Origin of the sequence: Thiemannella venezuelensis (assembly GCF_014203605.1) — a bacterium.
Lineage (GTDB): Bacteria > Actinomycetota > Actinomycetes > Streptosporangiales > Streptosporangiaceae > Planomonospora_A > Planomonospora_A venezuelensis.
In genome coordinates, this window is sequence record NZ_JACHJJ010000043.1 from 1 (window position 1) to 21717 (window position 21717).

Genomic DNA, 21717 nt, shown 5'->3' on the forward strand with positions numbered 1-21717 from the left:
GAAAACACCGTGCTCAGTAGCTTGTCGGCATCAAGCACAGCCCAGCGTGACGTGGCGGGACGTTCCGTCACCACCGAATCCGCGACAGAGCCGTTGTTTGTACAGTCCCGGTGAAGATCCTCCGCCCTCTGTCCGGTCTGGTGGACGGTCGTGGTGGTGCTGTCGTCTCTGTCGTGATCTCCGCGGTTAGGGTGGTGGCGAGTCACGCTGATCGAGAGGGTTCGTGATGGAGTACGTGCGTCTGGGCTCGGCGGGGATGAGGGTCTCGCGGGTCTGTCTGGGCATGATGAGCTACGGCGATCCGGGCCGGTGGGGCGAGTGGGTGCTGGACGAGGCGGCGGCCGAGCCGCTCGTGCGGCGGGCGGCCGAGGCCGGGGTGACGTTCTTCGACACCGCCGACGTCTACTCCGGCGGTGCCAGTGAGGAGGTCACCGGCCGGCTGCTGGCGCGGATCTTCCCGGACCGGGAGGATTACGTGCTGGCCACGAAGGTGTTCTTCCCGGTCGGTAAGGGGGTCAACGACCGGGGCCTGTCGCGCAAGCACGTCCATGCCGCTATCGACGCCTCGTTGCGCCGCCTGGGCACCGACTATGTGGACCTGTACCAGATCCACCGCTGGGACGACGAGACGCCGATCGAGGAGACGATGGCCGCCCTGCACGAGATCGTGCGGTCGGGCAAGGCCCGCTACATCGGTGCTTCCAGCATGGCCGCCTGGCAATTCGCCAAGGCCCAGCACGTCGCCGAGCGCAACGGCTGGACAAAGTTCGCATCCATGCAGAATCACTACAACAAGCGGTTCACTTCATGCAGCAAGTTCATCCTGGCCGCCTGACCCTGCTCCCCCGCTGACCAGCATGGCGACGAAGCCCCGTTGAGCTGCCGATTCGCTCCAAGGCACACCGTCTCACCCGTTGGCCGAAGCCTTGGCGATCACCACGCAAGAGCCGATTCGGCGAGGAGTTTCACTACAGGGTCAAGGGCAGCGGCGCGTTGCGCCGCCGCCACGGCCCCGCTCTGCGGGAACCGTCCGGGCATGCGGCCCTGGCGGCCGGTCCCGGCCGGACCCGCCCGCGGGGCCGCCCGCCGCACACCCGCCGCGCTGTGCCCAACAACTCGCCGCACCGGGGTCCGCACCGCCGCCCTGAAGGTCGCTCCGACCACCGGCCCCGACCGCTACGCGGCGCCTACGGCGTCCTTCGGATCGGCGCCGGCCGCTCCGCTCCAGGCCGGTTCACCGTCCACGACTCCGGCGATCATGCTTGAGCGCCAGCCGTACCGCCGAATAGATGATGAAGAACAAGACCAGCATCCCGAAGAGCCAGAAGACCAGGAAGGAAAGTTCTGCCGCCATCGCGAGCACGCCCCCGTTTCTGCTCAGCTTGCCCGACTCGATCCCGTGGTATGCCCACCGCTCCGGGGAAATGATCAGGAGCGAGGTGGTTACGCCCTCACGATCGCCTGAGGGTGGCCGATCACCGTACGGGGTCAGGGCGATCGACGGTCCGGCGCTTCGTCCCTCAGCACCGGCCCACCGGCTAACCAGACTCCCCCGTCCCCACTCCCGGCGTCCACGGCCTTCGGTCCGGACCCGCTCCGCCTTCGGGGTGGGAGGTTGCGGTGAACGCCACGAGCAGACGAACACGCAACAGCGGAGCGGACTTTCCGATCAGGTCATGAGTTCGGCAGCGAACGGGGACGGGGGGAGGAATGGGGCCAGGGGCCACCCGGTAGGCCCCTGGCAAGGCGTGGCGACGCCGTCCCTCCAGATCTCACGCCACCACGCCCGTCTTACCGGGCTTTCCCGGACAGCAGCGCCGCCCAGATCACCCGAGCCTCATTGACCGGCCAGCGCGGAGTCTCGCGAACCTCCGGTGTGCCGTCGAGTTGCACGGTCCGCCGGATGAACGCCTGTCCCCCGCCCTGGCACAGTTCGTAGACCGTGGCGCGGCACACGCACGTCCAGGCCATCGGCCGCACCCGTTCCAGCGTTCGGTACGGCACCCGCCAGTCCAACTGGATGTGATCACGCTGAGCCATCGCCACGTGCGGACTCACGCACTCATCCAGCGCGATCACGACGCCCTACCCGCCAGCCACTCCGGCAAGGGCTGCGTACCCCGCAGGTCCTCATAGCGACGGGCCACGCGGCGAGCCGCCCGAACCGGATCGGTCGCGGGATGCCAGGCGTAGATCGTCCGTCTGCGTTCCGTGTTCCAGCCGGTACGCCACCAGTAGCATTCGCCGTCGGACCAGACGACCAGATCCACCCACACCGACACCAGCGCCAGCCCGTAGCCGTCGTGAACGTCGGCGGCGATGCCCTGCCGTTCCAGTTCGGTTTGGAGTTCTTCGGCGGCGATCACCGAAGGTTCCGCGAGATGTCCGCGTGCTACCGGCATGACGTGGCCTTCCTCCTGACATCGAGAAGTGGCTGATGTCTCAGCAGGTCAGGAGAGACCGTAGGCGCGATCTCGCAGGAGAATCCGTACCGTTGTGAAGCCAAAGAACCCGCACAAAAGTACGGGTCAGGCGATCCCGGCCCGGGTGGCGAGCCCGCGAAGCTGTGGAGTGCTCGCCCGGTGCTCTCGCTTGAGGAGTTGGGTCAGCAGGTCACGGGGACGGCTGCCGTAGCGCACGAGTTCGGGCGAGAGCCGTTCGGCTTCAAGAAGCATGTTCACCGCAGCGGCGTCCTTACGCTGAACCGCGTAGGCCCGCGCCAGGTCGAGATGCACCTGAGCACGCCGCCCGACGAGCCTGGTCGCCAGGTCGTCCGTGTTCAGTGCTTCGCTCTTGCGGATGGCCTGACGTGCGTCTCCGGCCTCCACCGCTGCGGAGATCTCGTGAATGGTGACGTTCGCCGGTCCGAAGGCGGTCCAGAAGTCGTTGCGCTCCTCCCCGATGAGTTCGGCGGTCTGCCGCGCCCGTTCGAGGAAGGTTCTCACCGCCGCCTGGTCATATCGAGCGGCGGCAGCGGTGACCGCAACGAGGTGGAGCGCACCGAGCAGAGACAGCGGGCGAGGATCCACCCGTCGAGAAGAGCGGTTCAGCGCGTCGGCGGCCCGAAGCACGACCTGAAGCGCCCTGTCCGGTTCGCGGAGCCGTACGAAGACGTAGCCGAGCCGGTAGGCGCTGACCGCGACGAGCAAGGGCCGTTCGGCTTCCTCTGCGGCGGCCAACGAGCGATCAGCGGCCATCCAGCCGAGTTCGGCCTCTCCCACGCGCCGCAGTGTGGTCGTGGTGCAGTGGTACGTCAGCGAACGGAGCGTCTGATAGGCCCGCCGGTGCTTGACCGGCGCGTGACGGCTGCCGAGTTCGGTTGCCACGATCAACCCCGGGAGCCGCCTGCCGACGTCGTCGTAGTTCGTCGCCTGATAGAGCCGGTTCACTCGCCGTACCTCGTGGCGGAGCCAGGCAAGGCTTTCCAGCGACCCTTCAACGTGACGGGGGTCGATCAGAGACGCCAAGCCGTCGTAGCCCATCATGGCCTGGCGGATAGCGGACGCCGCCCGGTACTGCGTCATCGTGTCTGTTTTCGTCGCGGTGAGTTCATCGACAGGCAAGCCCAGGATCTCAGCAAGCGCACTGATCACCGTGTGACTGTCCATGGGGCGCTGACCCCGTTCGACCTGGCTGAGCCAGCTCTCAGAACGGCCGATCAGTCCGGCGAGAACGACCTGTGACAGACCACGGCGGCGGCGCGCCCGAGCGATTCGCTGTCCGATCTCCTTGCGGGCATCCACGCCATCACCTCTGTGAGTGTCGCTCCCCGACAGCGCTGTGTAGTTCTTGCATGATGCGTTCCCAGGATGGCATGCGGGCATGCGGCGGCGCATCGGGATCGAACAGCACCCGCACGCCCATTTCCCGCAGTGCATCGAGGCTGCGGCCGAAAGCCAGGTGCCGGGCGAGAGCGTCTTTCAACAGCGGCACGGCCACGATGGGGGTACCGAAGCCCATCACCTCGCACAGCAGACCCACCGCGAACGTGTCGGCGATGCCGTTCGCCCACTTGTTGATCGTATTGAACGTCGCCGGAGCCACAACCACCGCATCGGCCGGAGGCAGGCCCTTCGGCTCGTCCGGCATGCGGTAGGTGCTGCGGACCCGATCCCCGGTCAGCTGCTCCAGCGCGGGAGCATCGACGAAGCGTTCTCCCATCGGCGTGGTGACCACGTGTACCCGCCACCCGGCTTCCTGCGCGAGCACCACCAGGCGTCGGACATCGGCAGCCGCAGGCGCGGCACACGTGATCACGTACAGGACACCGAGTGCCTTCTCTGGAGGTTCCACGGCATGATCCTAATCAGCGAGGGCTTCTCAGCACTGTTCGTCAATAGATCTTGACGCCCCGCCGGTTGGGACCTGTTCGGCCCGTTCCCTGGTGATCTTCCGGGCGGTGGCGATGCGTTGCCGGGCGAGTTCGGCCCAGAAGGCTTCGCCGTACCGGTGACCGCTTCCGACGTACCGCCAGTTCTGCAATGTGATCGTTTCTCGTTCGTCCGGTGCCGGTAGGCCGAGGAGCACCCGGGCCTTTTCAGCTTGGTGATCGGCGCGGCCCTGGCGCAGATCACCAAGGGTCGTGGAGTAGTGACGTGACTTGGTCGAGAAGTGGCCCCGGTAGCCGAGCATGTGAGCCCACTGCCGAAGCGGGATGTCTCGGTACTCAGGCAGGCGGCTCAGGGCGAAGCAAGTGAAGATCATACGGCGGGCGTGCTCGGTCACCACCAGTGCGGAGATGTCCCCCGCTCTGCGGACCGGGCGATCTACTGTCCCAGCCGACTCCGCGCCCTTGGTCGCGTACTTGGCGACGTAGGAGGCCACCCGCTGATCGCTGACCCCGTCCAGATCGGTGGAGACGTAGACCGGGCGGACGTCGAGCTGGTCACCCCAGCGCAGCAGGAGCGAGCCGGGCTCGCCGGGAACGGGGACGACGATCTGTCCGGCCGCCTCCCGGATCGCACGGTCCAGGAGAGGGACGGTCACCCAGTCCGGCGGCCGGTCGGTAGGTCCGTCCGGGCCGTCGAGACGGATCACCGCATGGAAGTGGACCAGGCCCCGTGCTTGGTACTCGGCGACCTTGGCGTACGACAGCCGCAGCGTACGGCGCAGCACAGCACGGCGGACGCCGAGCAGCCGGGCGAGGACGGACGGGAGTGCTTGGGTGAAGCGCCGCCACAGCTCCCCCGCATGGGCGTTCCACAGCACCGCGCCCCGGTAGTCGTAGCAGCTCGCACAGAGAGGCTGCCCGGCCTCCGGATCATCACGGTCATGACGCTTGCCGCATCCTTCGGGCTGCCCGTGCCCGCACACGGGGCGGTCACGCCGGGGACGGCACGGCAGAGTCTTCCCGTTCTTCTCCCTGTGGGCGTGGACCGCGCCGAAGGAGGGAGCCGTGAAGGTGGCGAACACGCGGGGGTGCCCGCTGACGTCTTCCGGAACGCCCTTACCACCCCGAAGCCCGGAGATGATCAGGTGATAGGTGTCGTCCCGGTAGGTGGCCGAGCAGGCGGGGCACCGGGAGGCCCGCCGGTTACCGCAGGCGGTGAGCAGGAAGCCTGTGGGTTCGTCGGCGGTCCGGTAGATGTCCAGGACCTCACCCGTCCGGGCGTCCGTGGTCAGGCGTTCACCGCGTAGCCGGACGGGTTGGGCGCAGCCGCCCGTGGCGTAGACCATGCGTTGCCATCGGGCGAAGTCCGGCATGGCCGCGCGCGCCATCGCGGCCATGATCTCGGGAGGGAAGGAGGGTGCCTGATTCACGCGGCATCCCTCCCCGTGGAATCGACCGTCTCGCGCTCATCGGCGACGCAGACGCCGAACAGGGTGGCAATGCGCTGCCACTTCTCATCGGACCATCGGGGGGACCGGGCGGCTTGTCGTTTACCCCACTCCCGGGCAGACGGAGGGGTTTCAGTGTTCAGGTGGCCTCCAAACCTCGTGGGTGGAGCCACCGCCCGCCGGACGGACAAGACGTCGTGCACCATCACCAAGGGCAGCGCAGGGACAGCCGTTGGCATGTGGTGCGCAGCAGCGAGAGAGATCAGATTGGAGTGCGGCGAGAAGCTGAATGGCGCGCTCTGTGTGGACACCTACCGCCGGGCCGGGTCCCTCCGACGATCATCGGTGATCATTAAATTTGTGTTGTGCCCGGACGTGAAATGCGCCTGAGGTAATTCGCCGAGATTGCTCGCTGTGTCGTGCCGTGAGAGGGTCGGTGACTTCTTACATAGATCCGTTGTATCACTCGACAAACGAGTCAACACAGCCCCGAGTTCCCTCCCGGAGCTGTTCGGGGACGTCCGTCGGCGTCCGGTGGCGTCCGTCGGCGTCCGTAGACGTCCGGCCGTTACCGGCAGTCCAGGAACAAAAGAAAGGGAGCTGTGGCCTTTCGGTAAGGCTCGCAGCTCCCTTGTGAGATCAAGACGTCCGGGGACGTCTTCGCGTTCAGTCCTCACACCAGATGGGCTCCAGGAGATCGGGGTTGAAGACCCGCTGTCCCTGCCCGGCCGGGTGGACGATCACCGCGTGAAGCGCCTCCCGGATGTACGCGCGTTTCGTGGAGATCGCGAATCCGCCGTCCCTCTCCGGCAGGTACCAGCGCCGCCGGATCTCGGCCGTGTCCGTATTGGCTCGCGCCTGCCGCAGTTCAACGGATGCGGCGAAGTTCGCGCGCTCGCCACGGAGACGAGCGATCTCCTTCTCCAGACCGGGAGCGAGCTTGAAGAACAGGTCATTGCTGATCTTCTCGCTGTTCCACTGCCTGGTCAGTTCCTCAAGGCGCTCCTTGGCGCTCTCCAGCTTCGCTTCCCCGTCCCAGGCGGAATCCTCAGCCGACGCGGTGAAGGCCCTCTCTTCGAGCTTCGCCAGCACCGCTTCCGAGACATACTCGTCTACCAGATCACCGCGCCGGGAGAGCCCTCCGCAACCACCCTCCGCCTTACTCCGGCAGACGTAGTCATGATGCGTCGCGCTCTTCCTGACGTTGACGCGCATCGGCGTGTTGCAGAGGGTCCCATCCGGGCGTGGCCGACCGCAGCGGACGATCGCCGACAGTAGGTAAGTGGGATCCCGGTAGTCCGCTGGATGAGCCTTGCCGATCTCCATGTCCCGGGTGATGAAGTGTCCCTTGCGCGCGTTGAAGACGGCCCGGATCGCGGTCCACTCCTCCTCGGTGATGATCGCGGCCCACTTGCCCCGGACCGGTTCGCCGTTCGCGTCCCTTACGAGCTCCCCGCCGAGTTCCCGCATCCCGCATATCCGGGGGTTCTTCAGGGCGACCTTGAGCGAGGCGACGGCCCAGTCGTTGCCGAGCGAGGTCTTGACGCCGAGAGCCTGCCATCCCCGGATGATCGAATGGAGCGAGCGGCCGGACAGGAAGTCCTTGGCCGCCTGCCGGAGGAGGTCCGCCTCCTCCGCGTTGAGCGTCAACCGGTCCTCGTTCCACCCGAAGGGGCGCGGCCCTCCCGACGGCCTCCCCTCCTCCGCGCGGGAGCGGTGCGAGCGACGCATGCGGCGCTGCATCTTCCGGACCTCCATCTTGGAGATCACGGCCCCGAAGAGCCCCATGCTCTCGACGTCCTCGCTGTAGAGGTCTTTGCTGCCCCGGGCGTCGGCGAACACGCGCCCGTCCTGGAAGGTGATCGCCTCCACGAACCGCTCGTAGTCGCCGGGACGGCGCGCCAGCCGGTCTTCCGCGGCGATCACCACACCTTGAACAGGTGTTCCATTCGGCAGTTTTCCGGCCCGCAGTGCGCGTAGCATCGCCTCGAAGTCGTCCCGGACGACGCCCTCCTTGGCCGCCGACTTGTCGTTGTCGGGGAACTCGTGGACGACGGTCCAGCCGTACCGCTCGGCGGTCTGCCGGTTGACTCTGTGCTGGTCCTGAACTCCGTGCTCGTCTCGCCTGATGTCGGCGGAGATCCGGGCATAGGAGACCACGGGAATCGGGGGATCTGATGGGCTCATGTGCACCTCCGGCCAACATCATGCCTGAGATTCATAGTTAGAATCTTCTCTACCGCGAGGAGGATCGGGAGATGAACCCGCTCTGCCGGGACCAGGGAGTGGGCATCATCCCGTGGAGCCCGCTGGCCAGAGGGCTGCTCGCCCGCGCCGGGTCGGACGAGGTCACCGTCCGCGCCGGGAGCGACGCACGCATCGAGGCGCTCTACACCGACGCCGACAACGACCGGCGGATCCTCGACCGGGTCGCGCAGGTGGCCCGCGAACGCCAGGTGCCTGCAGCCCAGGTGGCGCTGGCGTGGCTGCTCCAGCAGCCGGGGGTGACCGCCCCGATCGTGGGCGCGACCAAGGACCGGCACGTGGACGACGCCGTCGCCGCGGTGGACCTGGCCCTGACCGGGCAGGAGCTCGCCTTCCTCGCCGAGCCGTACCGCCCGCGGCCCGTCAGCCACTGACGGCCGGACCGCGGCCGCGACAAGATCGCGGTCGCGGTCGCCGGAGGAGGGAACGCGCCCGCGGCGCGGTCGCGGGCCGCGCCGTTCGCCCCTGTCCGCCGGCCGTACCGGCGGGTCGTTTTATTCCGTTGAGGGAGCGGCCGGACTGGTCGTAGTCTGGCGGCAGGTTGCTCCCGCCGGGCCAGGCCCGGCCGATCACGAAGAAGGCGATGCCATGGTCACCGCCCGGTCCATCCGGGGCGGATGACGACGGGGCCGTTTCACGGCCTTCGTGCGCGTATGGACGCGTGTGTTCTTCGTCGTGCCCCGGTTTCGCAGGCATTCTTTCGCCGCGCGGCGCCGGTCGCCGCGCACTTGTATCGGAGCACATGAAATGTCGCACGACTCCCTGTCCGCGTGGTACGCGGACTTCTTCACCGAACTGCCCAACGCCTTCTGGCGAGCGGCCGTACCCCATCAGGCCACCGAGGCCGAGGCCGGTCTCATCATCCGCGCGACCGGGCTGCGTCCCGGAGCCCGGGTGCTGGACGTGGCCTGCGGCAGCGGCCGGCACGCCCTGGAGTTCGCCCGGCGCGGCTACCGGGTCACCGGCCTGGACGTCTCGGACGAGGCCGTCGGGCATGCCCGCGCCGCCGCGGCGGCCGGGCGGCTCGACGTCGACCTGCGCGTCGGGGACATGCGGGAACTTCCCGCGGACGTCCGGCCCGACGTGGCGATGTGCATGGGCAACGCCTTCGGCTACCTGGAGCACACCGGTACCCAGGAGTTCCTCGCCGGTCTCGCCGGTCTCGTCGTGCCGGGAGGAGCGCTGGTCCTGGACTACGGGTTCGTCGCCGAGTCGATGCTGCCGGGCCTGGCCCTGGAGGAGGAGCCGATGACGCTCGGCGGGGTCGAGGCCGTCTCGGTCAACGAGTACGACGTGGTGAACAGTCGCTGGATCACCTCGTTCACCTTCCGCCGGGGCGCGCAGGAGCACCGGGGGACGTCCGTGCAGCACGTCTACACCGCGGCGGAGGTCGTCCGGCTGGTCACCGCGGCCGGGTTCACCGGTGCCGAGCTGTACGGCGACGCCGACGGAACGCCGTTCCGGCTGGGCAGTCCCCGGCTGATCCTGGTCGCGCGGCGGCCGTAGTCCGCGGGCGGGCGCGCGGCGGCCGGTGACCCGGCCGTGCGGTGCGGGGATCTCCCGATCCCCGCACCGCACGGCTGCCGTCGCGTCCGGGGCCGGTCTCGATCAGCTCCAGGTGGCGCGCTTGAGCACGTCCGACAGGCCCGGCGTGCTCCACACGTCCACCACCAGGATCTTCGACGTGGGCAGGAACCACTCGTGCTGGGTGAAGCTCGCCGTACGGCGCCCGCCGCTGTTCGTCACGCACGTGTTGGCCCATGCGGTGTACTTCGCCTTGTGCCCGCGACCGACGGTGCGCAGTCCCGTCGAGGTGGCCTTCTCACCGGGCATCCAGGCGGTCTTCTCGTCGAAGGGGCAGGGCACCACTCCGCTGAAGGGGTGGAACTGCCGCTTTCCCGTGTAGGTGAGGTAGCCGCCCCCGACCGGGACCCTGGTGAACGCCTTGGGGCCGAACACCCAGAAGCTCCGGCAGTTCGAGGCGAAGGGGTCCGGTCTCTTGCACGTGCCGGTCGCCACCACGATCCGGTCACCGTCGCGGTGCACCTTCCAGCCCGCGGGGATCTTCAGGTTCATCCCGCGGAAGGAGAAGGCCTTGGTCCCCGGGGCGGACAGGCCCGCGGTCGCGGGAAGGCCCGGAGCGGCCGAGGCAGGGGCGGGAGCGGCCGAGACGGGGGCAGGAGCGGCCGAGACGGGGGCAGGAGCGGCCGAGGCGGGGACGGGGACGGGGAGGACGGCCGCCGCGGCCAGGGCCGCGAGAACGGAAGATCGCTTTCTCATGCGGCCACGCTATGCGCCTCCACTTGGCGATCACTGGCCATCCGCTGGTAACGCGCCGCCGCGCGCGTGACGCGCCCGGTCCTCTCACCGGGAGACGGCGGCCACCGGGTCGTCCCAGGAGATCCGGTGGTCGTGTATCCAGGCCATCGGGTTCTTCGCCGCCACCCACCGCATGATCACCGGCATCATGAGGTCGCGGGCGAACGCGCCGGCGGGGCCCGGCGCCTTCCCGCTCCCGTTGCGCCTGCCCTGGGCCACGATCCGCTCCACCCGGCCGCGGCGCAGCCGCTCGTAGGCGGCGAACGCGTCGCCGGTGCCGGGGACGTCGCGCAGGCACTTGGCCAGCACGACCGCGTCCTCGATCGCCATGGACGCGCCCTGGCCCGAGGAGGGCGAGGCGGCGTGCGCGGCGTCGCCCACGATCACCATGCGCTCGTTGGACCACGTCGGCACGGTCGGGAAGTCGTAGGTGTTCCAGCCGGGCGGGATGTGCTCGGTGGCGCCGATGATGTCGAGCATCGGCCCGGTGTCGCCGGCGAACAGCTCCGTCAGCGTGGCCCGCCACCGCTCCGGAGTGATCGCCGCGAGCTCCTCCCTGGTCGGCTCCCTGCGGCTGGGCGGGTTGGCGAACCACCACACCTCCCCGTCCGGATGGATCGCGTAGCCGAAGAAGCACCGCCTGCCGAAGATGAAGTAGTACGTGCCCGGCTCGCCCGGGACCTCGACGCCGCGTGCGAATCCTCCGGTGTTCAGCAGGCCGACGTGCCGGGCACGCGGCGCGCCGGGATCGATGATCGTGCGGGTGCGCGAGCGCAGGCCGTCGGCGCCGATCAGCAGGTCGCCCTCGGCGGTGCTCCCGTCGGCGAAGACCGCGCGCACGCCGCCCGGGGTGATCGTGGCGTCGTCGAGGCGCCTGCCGTAGTGGACGCGCACGCCGCGCCGTACGGCCTCGTCGCGGAGCACCCGGTAGAGGTCGGCGCGTTTGATCGTGCGGCTGGGGTGGTGGAGGGAGGCCAGCACCCTGCCGCGGGCGTTTCGCGTCTCCATGCGCGGTGAGTCCATGCCCAGCTCGCAGACCTGGTCGTGCAGGCCGAGGACGCGCAGGGCCTCCAGCCCGTTGACCGCGAGCGTGAGGAAGACGCCGACGCCGCCCGCGCCGTGGCCGTAGGACTCGAAGATCTCGCTGTCGACGCCTGCGCGCTGCAGGGCCATGGCGGTGACCGGGCCGGCGATGCCCCCACCGATGATCAGGGCTTTTTTAGTCATGTCATTACTATACATATTATGACTAAGATCGGACAAGACCTACCATGGCTCCATGTCGACGCGGCGCTCTCCTCTGGCCATGGCCCTGCTCTCCCTGGTCAGCGAGGCACCCATGCACGCCTACCGGATGCAGCAGCTGATCAAGGAGCGGCACAAGGACGACGTGGTCAACGTCGCGCAGCGCAACAGCGTCTACCAGACGATCGAACGGCTGCTCCGCGACGGACTCATCGCCGTCCGCGAGACCGCGCGCGAGGAGAACCGCCCGGAGCGGACCGTCTACGAGCCCACCGACGCGGGCCGCGAGACGCTCAGGCAGTGGATGCGGACGATGCTGTCCACCCCGGCCCGCGAGTTCCCCGAGTTCCCCGCCGCGCTCGCCTTCCTGCCCGTGCTGGAGCCCGGCGAGGCCCTCGCGGCGCTCAAGGAGCGCCTGGCCGCCCTCGAAGCCGGGCTGGCCGCGCTGGACGCCGAACTGGCCGAGGGCCGGACGTTCCTGCTCCCCGTCTTCCTCGTGGAGACCGAGTACCAGCGGGCCGTACTCGATACGGAGCTCGGCTACGTCCGGCGGCTCGTCGGCGACCTGGAGACGGACCGGCTCACCTGGGACTTCCGCCTCTGACACCCGCGGCCCGGCTCTGGATGGGACGGGACGCCGGGCCGTACAGTCGGCTGATGGACCCTCGCGACCGCGCGCTTGAACTGTTCCATCGGGTGGCTGCCTCGGTGCCCGCCTACGGCGCGTTCCTCGACGAGCACGGCGTCGATCCCCAGCAGGTCCTGACATATCAGGATTTCGTACGGCTCCCGCTGACGTCCAAGGACGCCTACATCCGCCGCTTCCCCCTTCCCGAGCTCTGCCGGAACGGCACGATCGGCGACATGATCGCGGTCTCGTCCGGCTCGACGGGAGCACCGTCGTTCTGGGCCCGGTCCGCGGCGGACGAGCGAGTGGTCGCCGACCGCTTCGAGGAGGTCTTCCGGGACGCCTTCGCCGCCCGCGGGCGCCGGACCCTGGCCGTGGTCTGCTTCGCGCTCGGCACCTGGGTGGGCGGGCTGTTCACCGTCGCCTGCTGCCGCCACCTGGCCGAACGCGGCTATCCCGTCACCGTGGTGGCCCCCGGCAGCGACCGGTGGGAGATCCTCCGGGTGGTCCCGGAGCTCGCCCCGCACTTCGACCAGGTGGTGCTGCTCGGCTACCCGCCGTTCATCAAGGACGTCATCGACGCCGGGATCGCCGCGGGCGTCCCGTGGGCCGACTACTCGGTCAAGCTGGTGACCGCCGGGGAGGTGTTCAGCGAGGAGTGGCGGACCCTGGTCGCCGGGCGTGCCGGGATGGCCGACCCGGCACGGGACACCGCCTCCCTGTACGGCACCGCCGACGCGGGCGTCCTCGGCAACGAGACCCCGCTCTCCGTCGAGATCCGCCGCTTCCTCGCCGGGCGTCCCGAGACCGCCAGGGAGCTGTTCGGCTCCTCCCGCCTGCCGACCCTCGTGCAGTACGACCCGGACGTGCGCTTCTTCGAGGAGCATGCCGGCACCCTGCTGTTCACCGGCGACAACGGCATCCCGCTGATCCGCTACCACATCGCCGACGAGGGCGGGCTGACGCCGTACGACCGCATGCTCGGCTTCCTGCGCGGGCACGGCTTCCGGCCCGCCGCCACCGGCCCGGAGCGGCCGTTCGCCCATGTCTTCGGCCGCAGCCACTTCGCGGTGTCCTACTACGGCGCCAACGTCTACCCGGAGAACATCTCTGTCGGCCTGGAACAGCCGGAGGTCAGCGCCTTCGTCACCGGCAAGTTCGTGCTGGAGGCCGTCGAGGACGAACACCGCGACCGCCGCCTGGCCGTCACCGTCGAACTGGCCCCCGGCGTGACACCGTCCGACAAGATCGCCCGGATCGCCGGGGAATCGATCCTGACCCACCTGCTCCGCCTCAACAGCGAGTTCGCCGCCTACGTCCCCCCACACCGCCGAACCCCCGACATCCGCCTCCGCGAAACCGGCGACCCCGACTACTTCCCACCCGGCGCCAAACACCGCTACACCCGAGGATGACAGAACCCCTCCCCTCTCGGCGGCCGCCGGTCCATGGACACGAACACCGGGGGCGAAGGCGATAGCATCGATTTCGAGCGCGAGCGGAGGGAGAACGTGATGGGCTATCGTCCGATGACGCTTTCCGACCTTGCCGCGCGCCTGACAGCGGACACCGGAGACAAGATCCGCTGGAAACTCGTGTGGGAGTTCCTGGAGGAGTACCGCTGGGAGCCACCGGAGCATCAGCCGCAGTTGCTACAGGCCGAGCCGGAACCTGTCGGCGATGAGCGGTGGGACGCGTTGCTGGCCGCCCTCGCCGAGCACCTGGCCGCCAAGCACGACCTCGCTCCCCCTGCATGGACGGCTTCGCGGGTGCTCCGGCGGCCCTGGTTCCCGGCTGAGCTGGCCAGCCAGCGGACCGACGCGCTCGTCTGGGCACCGGCGGCCTTCCGCAAGCACGGTGTCTACCTGTCGAGCAAGGATCTCGAGGCGGCGTGAGCGACGACGGGCTGCTCGGCCGGGCCGAACTCGAGCATGCGTTCACTGCGCTGGGAGAGCGGCTGGTACGCCGCGGCGTCGTAGCGGATCTCTTCGTCGTGGGCGGGGCCGCGATGGCGCTCGCCTACGACGCCGTCAGAGTCACCCGCGATGTCGACGCGCTCTTCGTGCCGCACGGAGTGGTGCTGGAAGAGGCCCGCCAGGTCGCCAAAGACCTCGGCTTGCCGCCCTGGTGGCTGAACGAGCAGGCCAGTGTCTACATCTCCGGCAAGGACGACCCGGGGAAACGGCGGGTCTTCGATCACCCAGGGCTGCGGGTGATGGCGGCCTCCCCCGAACACATCTTCGCGATGAAGGCGATGGCCGCACGGACCCGCGACGTGGACGATCTCCGTCATCTGGCGGGCCTTGCCGGGGTGACGAACTCGGATGAGGCGTTCCTGCTGTGTGAGCAGTTCTTCCCCGGCGAGGAGCTCTCTCCCCGGGCGCGGGCGGTACTGGTCGATCTGTTCGGTTGAACGGACATCCATCTCTCCCGCGAACGTCCAAGGTCCGAGGGACCATCCACGCAGGGCATCCCATGAGCCCCGCATATGAACGCCGTACGGTATTACAGCATCAACTCATGTTCTACCCGGAGAACGTGTCGATCGGGCTGGAGCAGCCGGAGATCAGCGTGTTCATCACCGGAAAGTTCGTCCTGGAGGTCGTCGAGGACTCCCGCCGCGACCGGCGCCTGGCCGTCACCGTCGAACTGGCCCCCGGCGTGACACCGTCCGACAAGATCGCCCGGATCGCCGGGGAATCGATCCTGACCCACCTGCTCCGCCTCAACAGCGAGTTCGCCGCCTACGTCCCACCGCACCGGCAGGCTCCAGAGATCAGACTCCGCGAGACCGGCGACCCCGACCACTTCCCGCCCGGCGCCAAACACCGCTACACGCGCGGCTGACACTCCTCCGGTCAGTTCAGCGGTTCGAAGGGGTTGACCACCGAAACGCCCGTCTCCGCGAAGTCCTTCACGTTCCGGCTCACCAGGGTCCATCCGTGCACCCTGGCCGTCGCCGCGATCAGCCCGTCCATCGTCGGCAGGGGGCGGATGGCGTTCATCCGCCCCCACTCCTCCGCGATCTCCGCCGTGACGGGGACGATGCGGTCGCCGAACTGCCGGTGGAGGGTGTGCAGCCAGCGCTCCAGGAGGGTCGCCTGAGCGGGGTCCTTGCGCCTGCGGAGCTCGACTCCGCAGCGGATCTCCCCGACCGTCAAGGCGCTGAGGTAGAGCGTGGGCCCGTGGGCTCCGCCGATCCAGTCCCGGACCGTAGGGCTCCCGTTCCGCTTACGCACTTCGGAGACCACATTGGTGTCGAGCAAGTAGCCGACGTCCATCAGTCGAAGTCCACCTCTCGGGGGAGGTCACGGTTCCGGAGGAACTCGATGTCGTCGTCCCAGTCAGGATCCCCCAAGAGAAATCGCCCGAAGTCGGGAGTCTTCCCTTGGAGGCGGCGGTACTCGGCGATGTCGATAACCACGGCCACCTCCTCTCCGTGCCGGGTGACCACCTGCGGACCTTCACTCACCGCCAGCCGCACGACCTCGCTGAAGCGTTGCTTCGCCTCCTGCACCTGCCAACCGCCCATGAACACCTCCTGTCTAGTCTGTCTAGACTGAGATTAGGTCAATACAAGATCATGCGCAGCCGTAGCAGTAAAGCCGACCTTCAGCCAGCGGTGCTGCATCCTGCAATCGCCCAATCGCCGCATCGATTGAGGTTCTCCCGGAGAACGCGTCGATCGGGCTGGAGCAGCCGGAGATCAGCGTGTTCATCACCGGAAAGTTCGTCCTGGAGGTCGTCGAGGACGAGCACCGCGACCGGCGCCTGGCCCGGGCGACCTACCGGTCGCTGGGATTCCGGCGGTTCGCCCGCAACGTCTCCTTCATCCGGGATCGCTGAGGCCGTACGGCCCCGGCTCCGCGGGGCGCGCGGGCCGGCCGTTCGGATCCTCTCCCCCGGGTCCGGGCGCGATCAGCGCACTCGCCTCCAGCCGGAAGGGCTGACGCCACGGGCGCGTTTGAACGCCACGCTGAAGGCGAACGGGTCCTCGTACCCGACCGTGCGAGCCACGGCCGCGACGGTCATGTCGGTGTCGCGGAGCAGGTCCGCCCCCAAGGCCATCCGCCAGCCGGTGAGGTAGGTCAGCGGGGGTTCGCCGACCAGACCGGTGAAGCGTGCGGCGAAGGCGGCGCGGGACATGCCGGCCTCGGCGGCCAGCGCAGCCACCGTCCACCGGCGGGCGGGATCCTCGTGCACCAGGCGCAGGACGTCGCCGATCGCGGGGTCGGCCAGCGCCCGGTACCAGACGGGGTGCCGCCTGCGGTGTGCGGAAGCATGGCCAGCAGGCGGTCGCCCACCTCGCCGCAGAGCTCATGGGCGCCCCGGAGCAAGGTCGTGGCCCCCGGCAGACCGTCGCCGTAGGTGCGGGGAGCCGGCCTCCGCCGGGCTCCTGGCGGCTCTTCACCCTCGTCGAGAACATGCTTCCCGCTCTTGTCGAGCACGATCTGAGGCGGGGTGGACGGGTCGTCGGCAATCGTGTATCGACCGATTCCACTGATGAGGGCGATATCGCCCGCAGACAGGCATACCGGTGCGGCGCCCGCGTCGTCGAGCCGGACCGACGCGTGGCCGCCGAGCGTGGCCACGATCGTGATCGGACGGCCGCCTCCGGGGACCAGCGGTCGGCGGCCGTGGGTTTCGGCGCTCCCGCCCTGTCACCGCAGGACGGTCCGGCTCACCATCACACGGCAGTACCACCAGAACGCGAGGGACAGGACGCCGACGCCGATGTCGAACAGGCTCATCGACGACCCCAGGATGTCCCACCGGTCCCGGAAGGCGAACGTGAGGATCAGCAGCGCCACCTGGGCCAGCGCGGTCGTCAGGGCCAGCGGCACCGCCCATCGAGAGCGCAGGATCGAAGCCGCCGCCGAGACGAGGCCTCCAGCGACGTTGAGGGTCCAGAGGACGCCGAGACCGAGCGGATAGTCGGTGAAGTAGCCGATCTGAGGCTCCGCGTAGCCCTGGGCGGCCAAGTAGTCCGGGTTCAGCGTGAGCGTGAGCACGTAGTCCCGCGCGCCACCGACGTAGAGCGCGAGCATGAACAGCCCGACGACCCACAGGTGCCATGGCGCGCGGCCTCGCCGACGGTTCTCCACTGCGGTCGGTACGGCGTCTTCACGCATCGTCGCTCTGATCCTTCCGGGCGTCGAGCACGGTCTCGGCGAGGTGGACGAAGTCGTCGTTGCGTAGAACCGCGATACCGCGTTCCACGTCCGCCAGCAGCAGCAACGTGTCGCCGGGAGCGATCCCGAACATGTCCCGCATGTCCTTCGGGATGACGATCTGGCCGCGATCCCCGACTTTCGCCGTCCCGGCAAGCTTCCCTGGTGGTGGTGGCGTCAATCCGGCTCCATGTGAACTGGTTCCTACTTTTCATATATTTCACACTGAACCTACAACATGCGCCCGGGTCGTGGTGGGTTACCTGGGCCCGACCGTGGAGAACGGGTGTGAGTACTGCGCTGCTCCCACCGGCGAAACAGCGCGTCCGGTCCTGCGGGATGCGCACCCGGCGGACGCCGACCTCGCCGCCGTGGGCGGCCGGCTCGGCGGCGAGGTCGCCCATCGGGCAGCCGGGAGTGGCGCCCGTCTTCTGGCGCATCAGTAAAGCGAGGGATAGCGTGGGCGATCATGATGCGCAGGTGGATGGTGCCGACGCTGCTCGTCGTCTCCGGTCTGGCCGTGGCGGCCCGGCAGCTCAGTGCGGGGTCGCCGGGTGCGGCCGCGCTCTGGTCGCTGGTGTTCCTGCTGCTGGCCGGGGCGCTCTCGCCGTGGGCGTTCCCGGCGTCGATCACCGATGCGCAGGCGCGGCGCCGCAGTGCAGCCGACGGCCGCCCGATCGTCTACTGGCGGCCCGGCTGCCGGCACTGCCTGCGGCTACGGCTCCGGTTGGGCCGCGACGCCCGCCGGCTGCACTGGGTCGACATCTGGCGCGACCCGGACGGCGCGGCGGCGGTGCGGGCCGCCGCCGGAGGGCACGAGACGGTGCCGACCGTGGTGCTCGCCGGAGTGCCGCACGTCAACCCCGACCTCGTATGGCTGCGCCGACAACTGCCGTGACTGGGGCAGGCCAGGTAGCCGACGAGACGGCAGGAAACCCAACCTGCGCAACGACCGGTCCGCGATGCGCGCCGAGTGCCGTCGTCGATCGCGGTTTCGTAGCGGGCCGACGGGCATGCGGGATCGGTGATCGAGTCCGTGATCACCGATCCGGCGCCCATCTTCAGGCTGCTCGCTGCTTGCCCTCCACGCCGAGCCCGGCGACACCGTCGGTCGAAACGCAGATCCCGAATACCCGGTCATGGCCTGTCCAGCCGTTCATCCGCCCCCGGTTGTTGCCGATCTGCACCCGACCGGCCGACGCGTCCACCGCCGACGCCAGATGGAGACAGACGCTCCTCTGAACCCTGGCCCGCACGATGTCGCCGACCTCGAGTTTCGACGGATCCACTGGCGCCCCCTCACCAACCGCCGACTGCGGATCAAAGGGAGCATGGACGAACCCGTCGGTTTGAACTCCCCGGATCGTCACACCGTTCACGGCAGAAGCGCGAAGAAGGAGATAAGTCAGTCTTCAAGCTTGTTAGCCACATCAATGCGATGAAACGCTTGCGTCATGGCGACATTCGCTGGGGGGAAGATCGAGGCCTTCGTCGGCCCGCCCGAGCTGGGCGCGGCCGACGACCTCGAACGAGTGATCATCGACTTCATCGGCGGTGCCCGGCGCTCCCTGGACATCGCCGTTCAGGAGCTCGACTCCGAGCCCGTCGCGCAGGCCGTCCTGGACGCCCGCTTCCGCGGAGTGCGGGTCCGCATGGTGCTGGAGCAGGACTACCTGGTCTCCGCCCGGCCTCCGGCGGTCGCCGTACGGGCGGGCGAGGACGAGGCCGCGGCCCGGTACCGCGTCCAGTGGGGCGAGGAGGGCGGCGAGCGGAGCCTGGAGCCGAACCGGAGGATCCTGTCCGCGCTGCTGCGCTGCAACGTCGACGTGAAGGCGGACTACAACCCGGCGATCTTCCATCAGAAGTTCGTCGTCCGCGACTACCGGGACGGGGACCGCGCGCTTCCCACCTCGGCGATCCTGTCGGGATCGGCGAACTTCACCGGGACCGACTGCCACCGGAACCTCAATCATGTCGTGATATTTCATGATTCGCGGATCTGCCGGGAGTACGCCGCCGAGTTCGACCAGATGTGCGCCGGGCGGTTCGGCCGAGACCTCCACGGCAAGGTCCCGAGCGCCTACAACCTCGGCGGGATACCGGTGAAGGTGCTGTTCGCGCCCGACCACGCGCCCGAGCTGGAGATCATGAAGCAGATGCTCAAGGCCACCGCGCGCGTCGACTTCGCCATCTTCACCTTCTCCGGCTCCTCCGGCATCGACGACGCCATGATCGCCCTGGCGGCGGCCGGGCGTACCGTCACCGGCGCGATGGACCCCGGTCAGGGCGCCCAGACCTGGGCGGCCACCCACGACCTGGACCGCGCCCGCATCGAGCTGTACTTCCCCAAGCGCGTCCCCGCCTTCGGCAAGCTCCACCACAAGCTCATGGTCGTCGACGAGGCCGTCGTCGTCGCGGGGTCCTTCAACTACACCGCGCCCGCCAACAACTACAACGACGAGAACATCTTCGTCCTCGGCAGCCCCTACCCCGACCTGCCCGAACGCGAGGGAGGCCCGGTCGATCCGGCCGCCTGCGCCGAACTCGCCCGCTTCTTCCGCGCCGAGATCCAGCGCATCGAGGCCGCGGGCGAACGCTTCATCGGCAAGGGCTGACCCGCCCGCGGCGGGAACCCGGCCCTCGCGGGGCGGCGGGCCGCCCGCCGCCGTCCCGTACGGCGCCGCGGGGATCACGCCAGGCGGCGGCCCGGACCTTCGGCAGGGCCGATGCCGAGCCGAACGATCGGGCCGCGTAGGCTCCGCCGGGTGGACCTCCACGTGAGTCTGGCGGGCCGCGGCGACCTGGCCGCCCGCATCTACCGGCAGGTGCTCGACGCGATCCTCGACGGGCGGCTCCGGCCCGGTGAGCGGCTGCCGCCCACCCGCGAGCTGGCCCGGCGGCTGGAGGTGTCGCGCAACACGGTCGCCGCGGCGTACGAACGGCTCGCCGCGGAGGGCTTCCTGGAGGGCCGCGCCGGAGCCGGCACCTTCGTCGGCGGCGGGCGGGTTCCGGGACGGACGACGCCCGCGGACCCGGCGGGGAAAGGGCCCGCGGGCGCGCCCGGCCGTACCGGCGCGCACAGGGCGCCCGGCGGCGTACGGCCGCGCCCGCTGTGGCGGTCGCTCCCCTCCCCCGTCCGGGACGACGCGCAGGCCGGCCCGCCGTACGACTTCCGGGTGGGCGTGCCCGACCCGGAGCTGTTCCCGCTGGCCACCTGGCGGCGGCTCGTCGCCCGCGAGCTGCGGCTCTCGGCCGTACGCACCGCCGGCTACGGCGAGCCCGCGGGGCACGCAGGGTTGCGCGCGGCGATCGCCCGGCACGTCGGGATCTCCCGTTCGGTGCGCGCGGAGGCCGAGGACGTGATCGTCACGCAGGGGGCGCAGCAGGCCCTCGACCTCGTCGGCCGGGTGCTGATCGAACCGGGGGACTGCGTGGCCGTCGAGGAGCCCGGCTATCCCCCGGCCCGGCTGCTGTTCCGGTCGCTGGGCGCGCGGGTGGCCGGGGTGCCCGTCGACGCCGAGGGGCTGCGGGTGGACGCCGTCCCCTCCGCCGCCCGGCTGGTCTACGTCACGCCGTCGCACCAGTTCCCGCTGGGCGTGCCGATGTCCCTCCGGCGCCGCGCCGAACTGCTCGCGTGGGCGGAGCGGCGTGGCGCGGTGGTCGTGGAGGACGACTACGACAGCGAGTTCCGGTTCGGGAGCCGCCCGCTCGAACCGCTGCAGAACCTGGACCGCGACGGCCGCGTCGTCTACGTCGGGTCGTTCTCCAAGACGCTGCTGCCGATGCTGCGCACCGGCTTCCTGGTCGCCCCGGCCTCGCTCCGGCCCGCGCTGCGCGAGGCCAAGCGGCTCACCGACTGGCACGGCGACGTGATCACCCAGGCGGCGCTCGCCCGCTTCATCGACGAGGGCCTGCTGGGCCGGCACGTCCGCAGGGCGGCCCGCGAGTACGCCGCCCGGCGCGAGCTGGTCACCGCGGCCCTCCGCCGCGACTTCGCCGGCCTGCTCCGCCTGGTGCCGTCGGCGGCGGGCCTGCACGTGTGCGCCCGGCTCGCCCCGGACGCGGAGGTGGATGTGGAGGCGGCCCTGGCGCGGGCGGGGACGGCGGGCGTCCGCGCGGAGAGCCTCGCCGGGTACTGCGGCGGGACTCCGGTGCAGCGGGGGCTCGTGCTCGGGTACGGCGCGGTCCCGGCGGGGATGATCGAGGAGGGCCTGCACCGGCTCGCGGCGGTCCTCCGCCCCTCCTGAGCGGACGGCGGAGGGTTCCGGCCCCGGCGGCGGACGGCCGGGGAAACGTCGGTGCGATCTCCTA

At 69.6% G+C, this 21717-nt stretch carries 25 protein-coding genes and 3 pseudogenes; 12 read left to right on the forward strand and 16 right to left on the reverse strand.

The annotated features are described in order from the left end of the window. Window positions 1-226: 226 nt before the first annotated feature. A pseudogene (locus FHS22_RS35665) lies at window positions 227-793 on the forward strand (aldo/keto reductase); the annotation flags it as partial. Window positions 794-1234: 441 nt separating this feature from the next. Here FHS22_RS35665 and FHS22_RS37560 read toward each other — a convergent pair. The 7 genes from FHS22_RS37560 to FHS22_RS35695 all read right to left on the reverse strand — a co-directional run bounded on the left by FHS22_RS37560 (window position 1235) and on the right by FHS22_RS35695 (window position 7965). Continuing rightward, a complete protein-coding gene (locus FHS22_RS37560; protein WP_221474541.1) occupies window positions 1235-1363 on the reverse strand; it encodes a prominin family protein in 129 nt (42 codons plus the stop codon). Window positions 1364-1791: 428 nt separating this feature from the next. After that, on the reverse strand, window positions 1792-2079 hold the full coding sequence (locus FHS22_RS35670) for a hypothetical protein (protein WP_184948623.1): 288 nt from the start codon (window positions 2077-2079) through the stop codon (window positions 1792-1794). Next, window positions 2076-2402, reverse strand: coding sequence for a hypothetical protein (locus tag FHS22_RS35675; protein ID WP_221474542.1), 327 nt, complete (start codon window positions 2400-2402; stop codon window positions 2076-2078). Before FHS22_RS35675 ends, FHS22_RS35670 begins: the two co-directional genes overlap by 4 nt. Before the next feature lie 126 nt (window positions 2403-2528). Continuing rightward, a complete protein-coding gene (locus tag FHS22_RS35680) occupies window positions 2529-3743 on the reverse strand; it encodes a helix-turn-helix domain-containing protein (RefSeq protein ID WP_338048114.1) in 1215 nt (404 codons plus the stop codon). Between the two features lie 4 nt (window positions 3744-3747). Beyond that, window positions 3748-4293, reverse strand: coding sequence for a flavoprotein (locus tag FHS22_RS35685; RefSeq protein ID WP_184948625.1), 546 nt, complete (start codon window positions 4291-4293; stop codon window positions 3748-3750). Window positions 4294-4320: 27 nt separating this feature from the next. Beyond that, complete coding sequence (locus FHS22_RS35690) at window positions 4321-5760, reverse strand: replication initiator (protein ID WP_184948626.1); 1440 nt, start codon at window positions 5758-5760, stop codon at window positions 4321-4323. Window positions 5761-6444: 684 nt separating this feature from the next. Next, the gene (locus tag FHS22_RS35695; RefSeq protein WP_184948627.1) at window positions 6445-7965 is read right to left on the reverse strand and encodes a recombinase family protein; all 1521 of its coding nucleotides are present in this window, start codon (window positions 7963-7965) and stop codon (window positions 6445-6447) included. A 56-nt stretch (window positions 7966-8021) separates the two neighbouring features. On the opposite strand from FHS22_RS35695, the pseudogene FHS22_RS35700 reads away from it, so the two are divergent. Both FHS22_RS35700 and FHS22_RS35705 read left to right on the forward strand, forming a co-directional pair. After that, window positions 8022-8417, forward strand: a pseudogene (locus FHS22_RS35700) (aldo/keto reductase); the annotation flags it as partial. Window positions 8418-8790: 373 nt separating this feature from the next. Further along, window positions 8791-9549 (forward strand): class I SAM-dependent methyltransferase, encoded by a 759-nt coding sequence (locus FHS22_RS35705; protein WP_184948628.1) that lies wholly within the window; start codon window positions 8791-8793, stop codon window positions 9547-9549. A 102-nt stretch (window positions 9550-9651) separates the two neighbouring features. On the opposite strand, the gene FHS22_RS35710 is transcribed toward FHS22_RS35705, so the two are convergent. Both FHS22_RS35710 and FHS22_RS35715 read right to left on the reverse strand, forming a co-directional pair. Then, entirely contained in the window at window positions 9652-10323 is a 672-nt protein-coding gene (locus tag FHS22_RS35710) for a hypothetical protein (protein ID WP_184948629.1), read from the reverse strand. Window positions 10324-10407: 84 nt separating this feature from the next. After that, a complete protein-coding gene (locus tag FHS22_RS35715; RefSeq protein WP_184948630.1) occupies window positions 10408-11589 on the reverse strand; it encodes an FAD-dependent oxidoreductase in 1182 nt (393 codons plus the stop codon). Window positions 11590-11641: 52 nt separating this feature from the next. On the opposite strand from FHS22_RS35715, the gene FHS22_RS35720 reads away from it, so the two are divergent. From FHS22_RS35720 to FHS22_RS35740, 5 genes are all read left to right on the forward strand, one after another. Then, window positions 11642-12211 (forward strand): PadR family transcriptional regulator, encoded by a 570-nt coding sequence (locus FHS22_RS35720; protein ID WP_260408623.1) that lies wholly within the window; start codon window positions 11642-11644, stop codon window positions 12209-12211. A 53-nt stretch (window positions 12212-12264) separates the two neighbouring features. Beyond that, entirely contained in the window at window positions 12265-13650 is a 1386-nt protein-coding gene (locus FHS22_RS35725; RefSeq protein WP_184948631.1) for a phenylacetate--CoA ligase family protein, read from the forward strand. Between the two features lie 33 nt (window positions 13651-13683). Continuing rightward, window positions 13684-14130 carry a hypothetical protein gene (locus FHS22_RS35730; RefSeq protein ID WP_184948632.1) on the forward strand — a complete coding sequence of 149 codons (447 nt, stop codon included), beginning with the start codon at window positions 13684-13686 and terminating at the stop codon, window positions 14128-14130. Beyond that, entirely contained in the window at window positions 14127-14648 is a 522-nt protein-coding gene (locus tag FHS22_RS35735) for a DUF6036 family nucleotidyltransferase (RefSeq protein WP_184948633.1), read from the forward strand. Before FHS22_RS35730 ends, FHS22_RS35735 begins: the two co-directional genes overlap by 4 nt. Before the next feature lie 107 nt (window positions 14649-14755). Further along, complete coding sequence (locus FHS22_RS35740) at window positions 14756-15082, forward strand: hypothetical protein (RefSeq protein WP_184948634.1); 327 nt, start codon at window positions 14756-14758, stop codon at window positions 15080-15082. A gap of 11 nt (window positions 15083-15093) precedes the next feature. Here FHS22_RS35740 and FHS22_RS35745 read toward each other — a convergent pair whose 3' ends face one another. The 3 genes from FHS22_RS35745 to FHS22_RS35755 are packed head-to-tail and all read right to left on the reverse strand — an operon-like array spanning window position 15094 to window position 15954. After that, window positions 15094-15516 (reverse strand): type II toxin-antitoxin system VapC family toxin, encoded by a 423-nt coding sequence (locus FHS22_RS35745; protein WP_184948635.1) that lies wholly within the window; start codon window positions 15514-15516, stop codon window positions 15094-15096. Further along, complete coding sequence (locus FHS22_RS35750) at window positions 15516-15767, reverse strand: type II toxin-antitoxin system Phd/YefM family antitoxin (RefSeq protein ID WP_184948636.1); 252 nt, start codon at window positions 15765-15767, stop codon at window positions 15516-15518. Before FHS22_RS35750 ends, FHS22_RS35745 begins: the two co-directional genes overlap by 1 nt. Window positions 15768-15816: 49 nt before the next feature. Next, the gene (locus FHS22_RS35755) at window positions 15817-15954 is read right to left on the reverse strand and encodes a hypothetical protein (protein WP_184948637.1); all 138 of its coding nucleotides are present in this window, start codon (window positions 15952-15954) and stop codon (window positions 15817-15819) included. On the opposite strand from FHS22_RS35755, the gene FHS22_RS38760 reads away from it, so the two are divergent. Continuing rightward, window positions 15947-16081: a hypothetical protein gene (locus tag FHS22_RS38760; RefSeq protein ID WP_260408624.1), complete on the forward strand. Its 135-nt coding sequence runs from the start codon at window positions 15947-15949 to the stop codon at window positions 16079-16081. The genes FHS22_RS35755 and FHS22_RS38760 overlap by 8 nt on opposite strands. A 72-nt stretch (window positions 16082-16153) precedes the next feature. On the opposite strand, the pseudogene FHS22_RS39740 reads toward FHS22_RS38760, so the two are convergent. The 3 genes and pseudogenes from FHS22_RS39740 to FHS22_RS35770 all read right to left on the reverse strand — a co-directional run. After that, window positions 16154-16839, reverse strand: a pseudogene (locus FHS22_RS39740) (AraC family transcriptional regulator); the annotation flags it as partial. Window positions 16840-16896: 57 nt separating this feature from the next. Beyond that, complete coding sequence (locus FHS22_RS35765; RefSeq protein ID WP_184948638.1) at window positions 16897-17367, reverse strand: hypothetical protein; 471 nt, start codon at window positions 17365-17367, stop codon at window positions 16897-16899. Continuing rightward, window positions 17360-17587, reverse strand: a complete 228-nt coding sequence (locus FHS22_RS35770; RefSeq protein WP_184948639.1) for an AbrB/MazE/SpoVT family DNA-binding domain-containing protein — start codon at window positions 17585-17587, stop codon at window positions 17360-17362. The genes FHS22_RS35765 and FHS22_RS35770 overlap by 8 nt, the downstream gene beginning before the upstream one ends. A gap of 288 nt (window positions 17588-17875) precedes the next feature. Between FHS22_RS35770 and FHS22_RS35775 the strand changes: the two genes are divergently transcribed. Further along, window positions 17876-18304 carry a glutaredoxin domain-containing protein gene (locus FHS22_RS35775; protein WP_184948640.1) on the forward strand — a complete coding sequence of 143 codons (429 nt, stop codon included), beginning with the start codon at window positions 17876-17878 and terminating at the stop codon, window positions 18302-18304. 163 nt (window positions 18305-18467) lie between these two features. On the opposite strand, the gene FHS22_RS35780 is transcribed toward FHS22_RS35775, so the two are convergent. Further along, window positions 18468-18785: a hypothetical protein gene (locus FHS22_RS35780; protein ID WP_221474543.1), complete on the reverse strand. Its 318-nt coding sequence runs from the start codon at window positions 18783-18785 to the stop codon at window positions 18468-18470. 75 nt (window positions 18786-18860) lie between these two features. Between FHS22_RS35780 and FHS22_RS35785 the strand changes: the two genes are divergently transcribed. Beyond that, window positions 18861-20021, forward strand: coding sequence for a phospholipase D-like domain-containing protein (locus FHS22_RS35785; protein ID WP_184948641.1), 1161 nt, complete (start codon window positions 18861-18863; stop codon window positions 20019-20021). Window positions 20022-20171: 150 nt separating this feature from the next. Beyond that, the gene (gene pdxR / locus FHS22_RS35790; RefSeq protein ID WP_184948642.1) at window positions 20172-21653 is read left to right on the forward strand and encodes a MocR-like pyridoxine biosynthesis transcription factor PdxR; all 1482 of its coding nucleotides are present in this window, start codon (window positions 20172-20174) and stop codon (window positions 21651-21653) included. Window positions 21654-21717 lie beyond the last annotated feature (64 nt).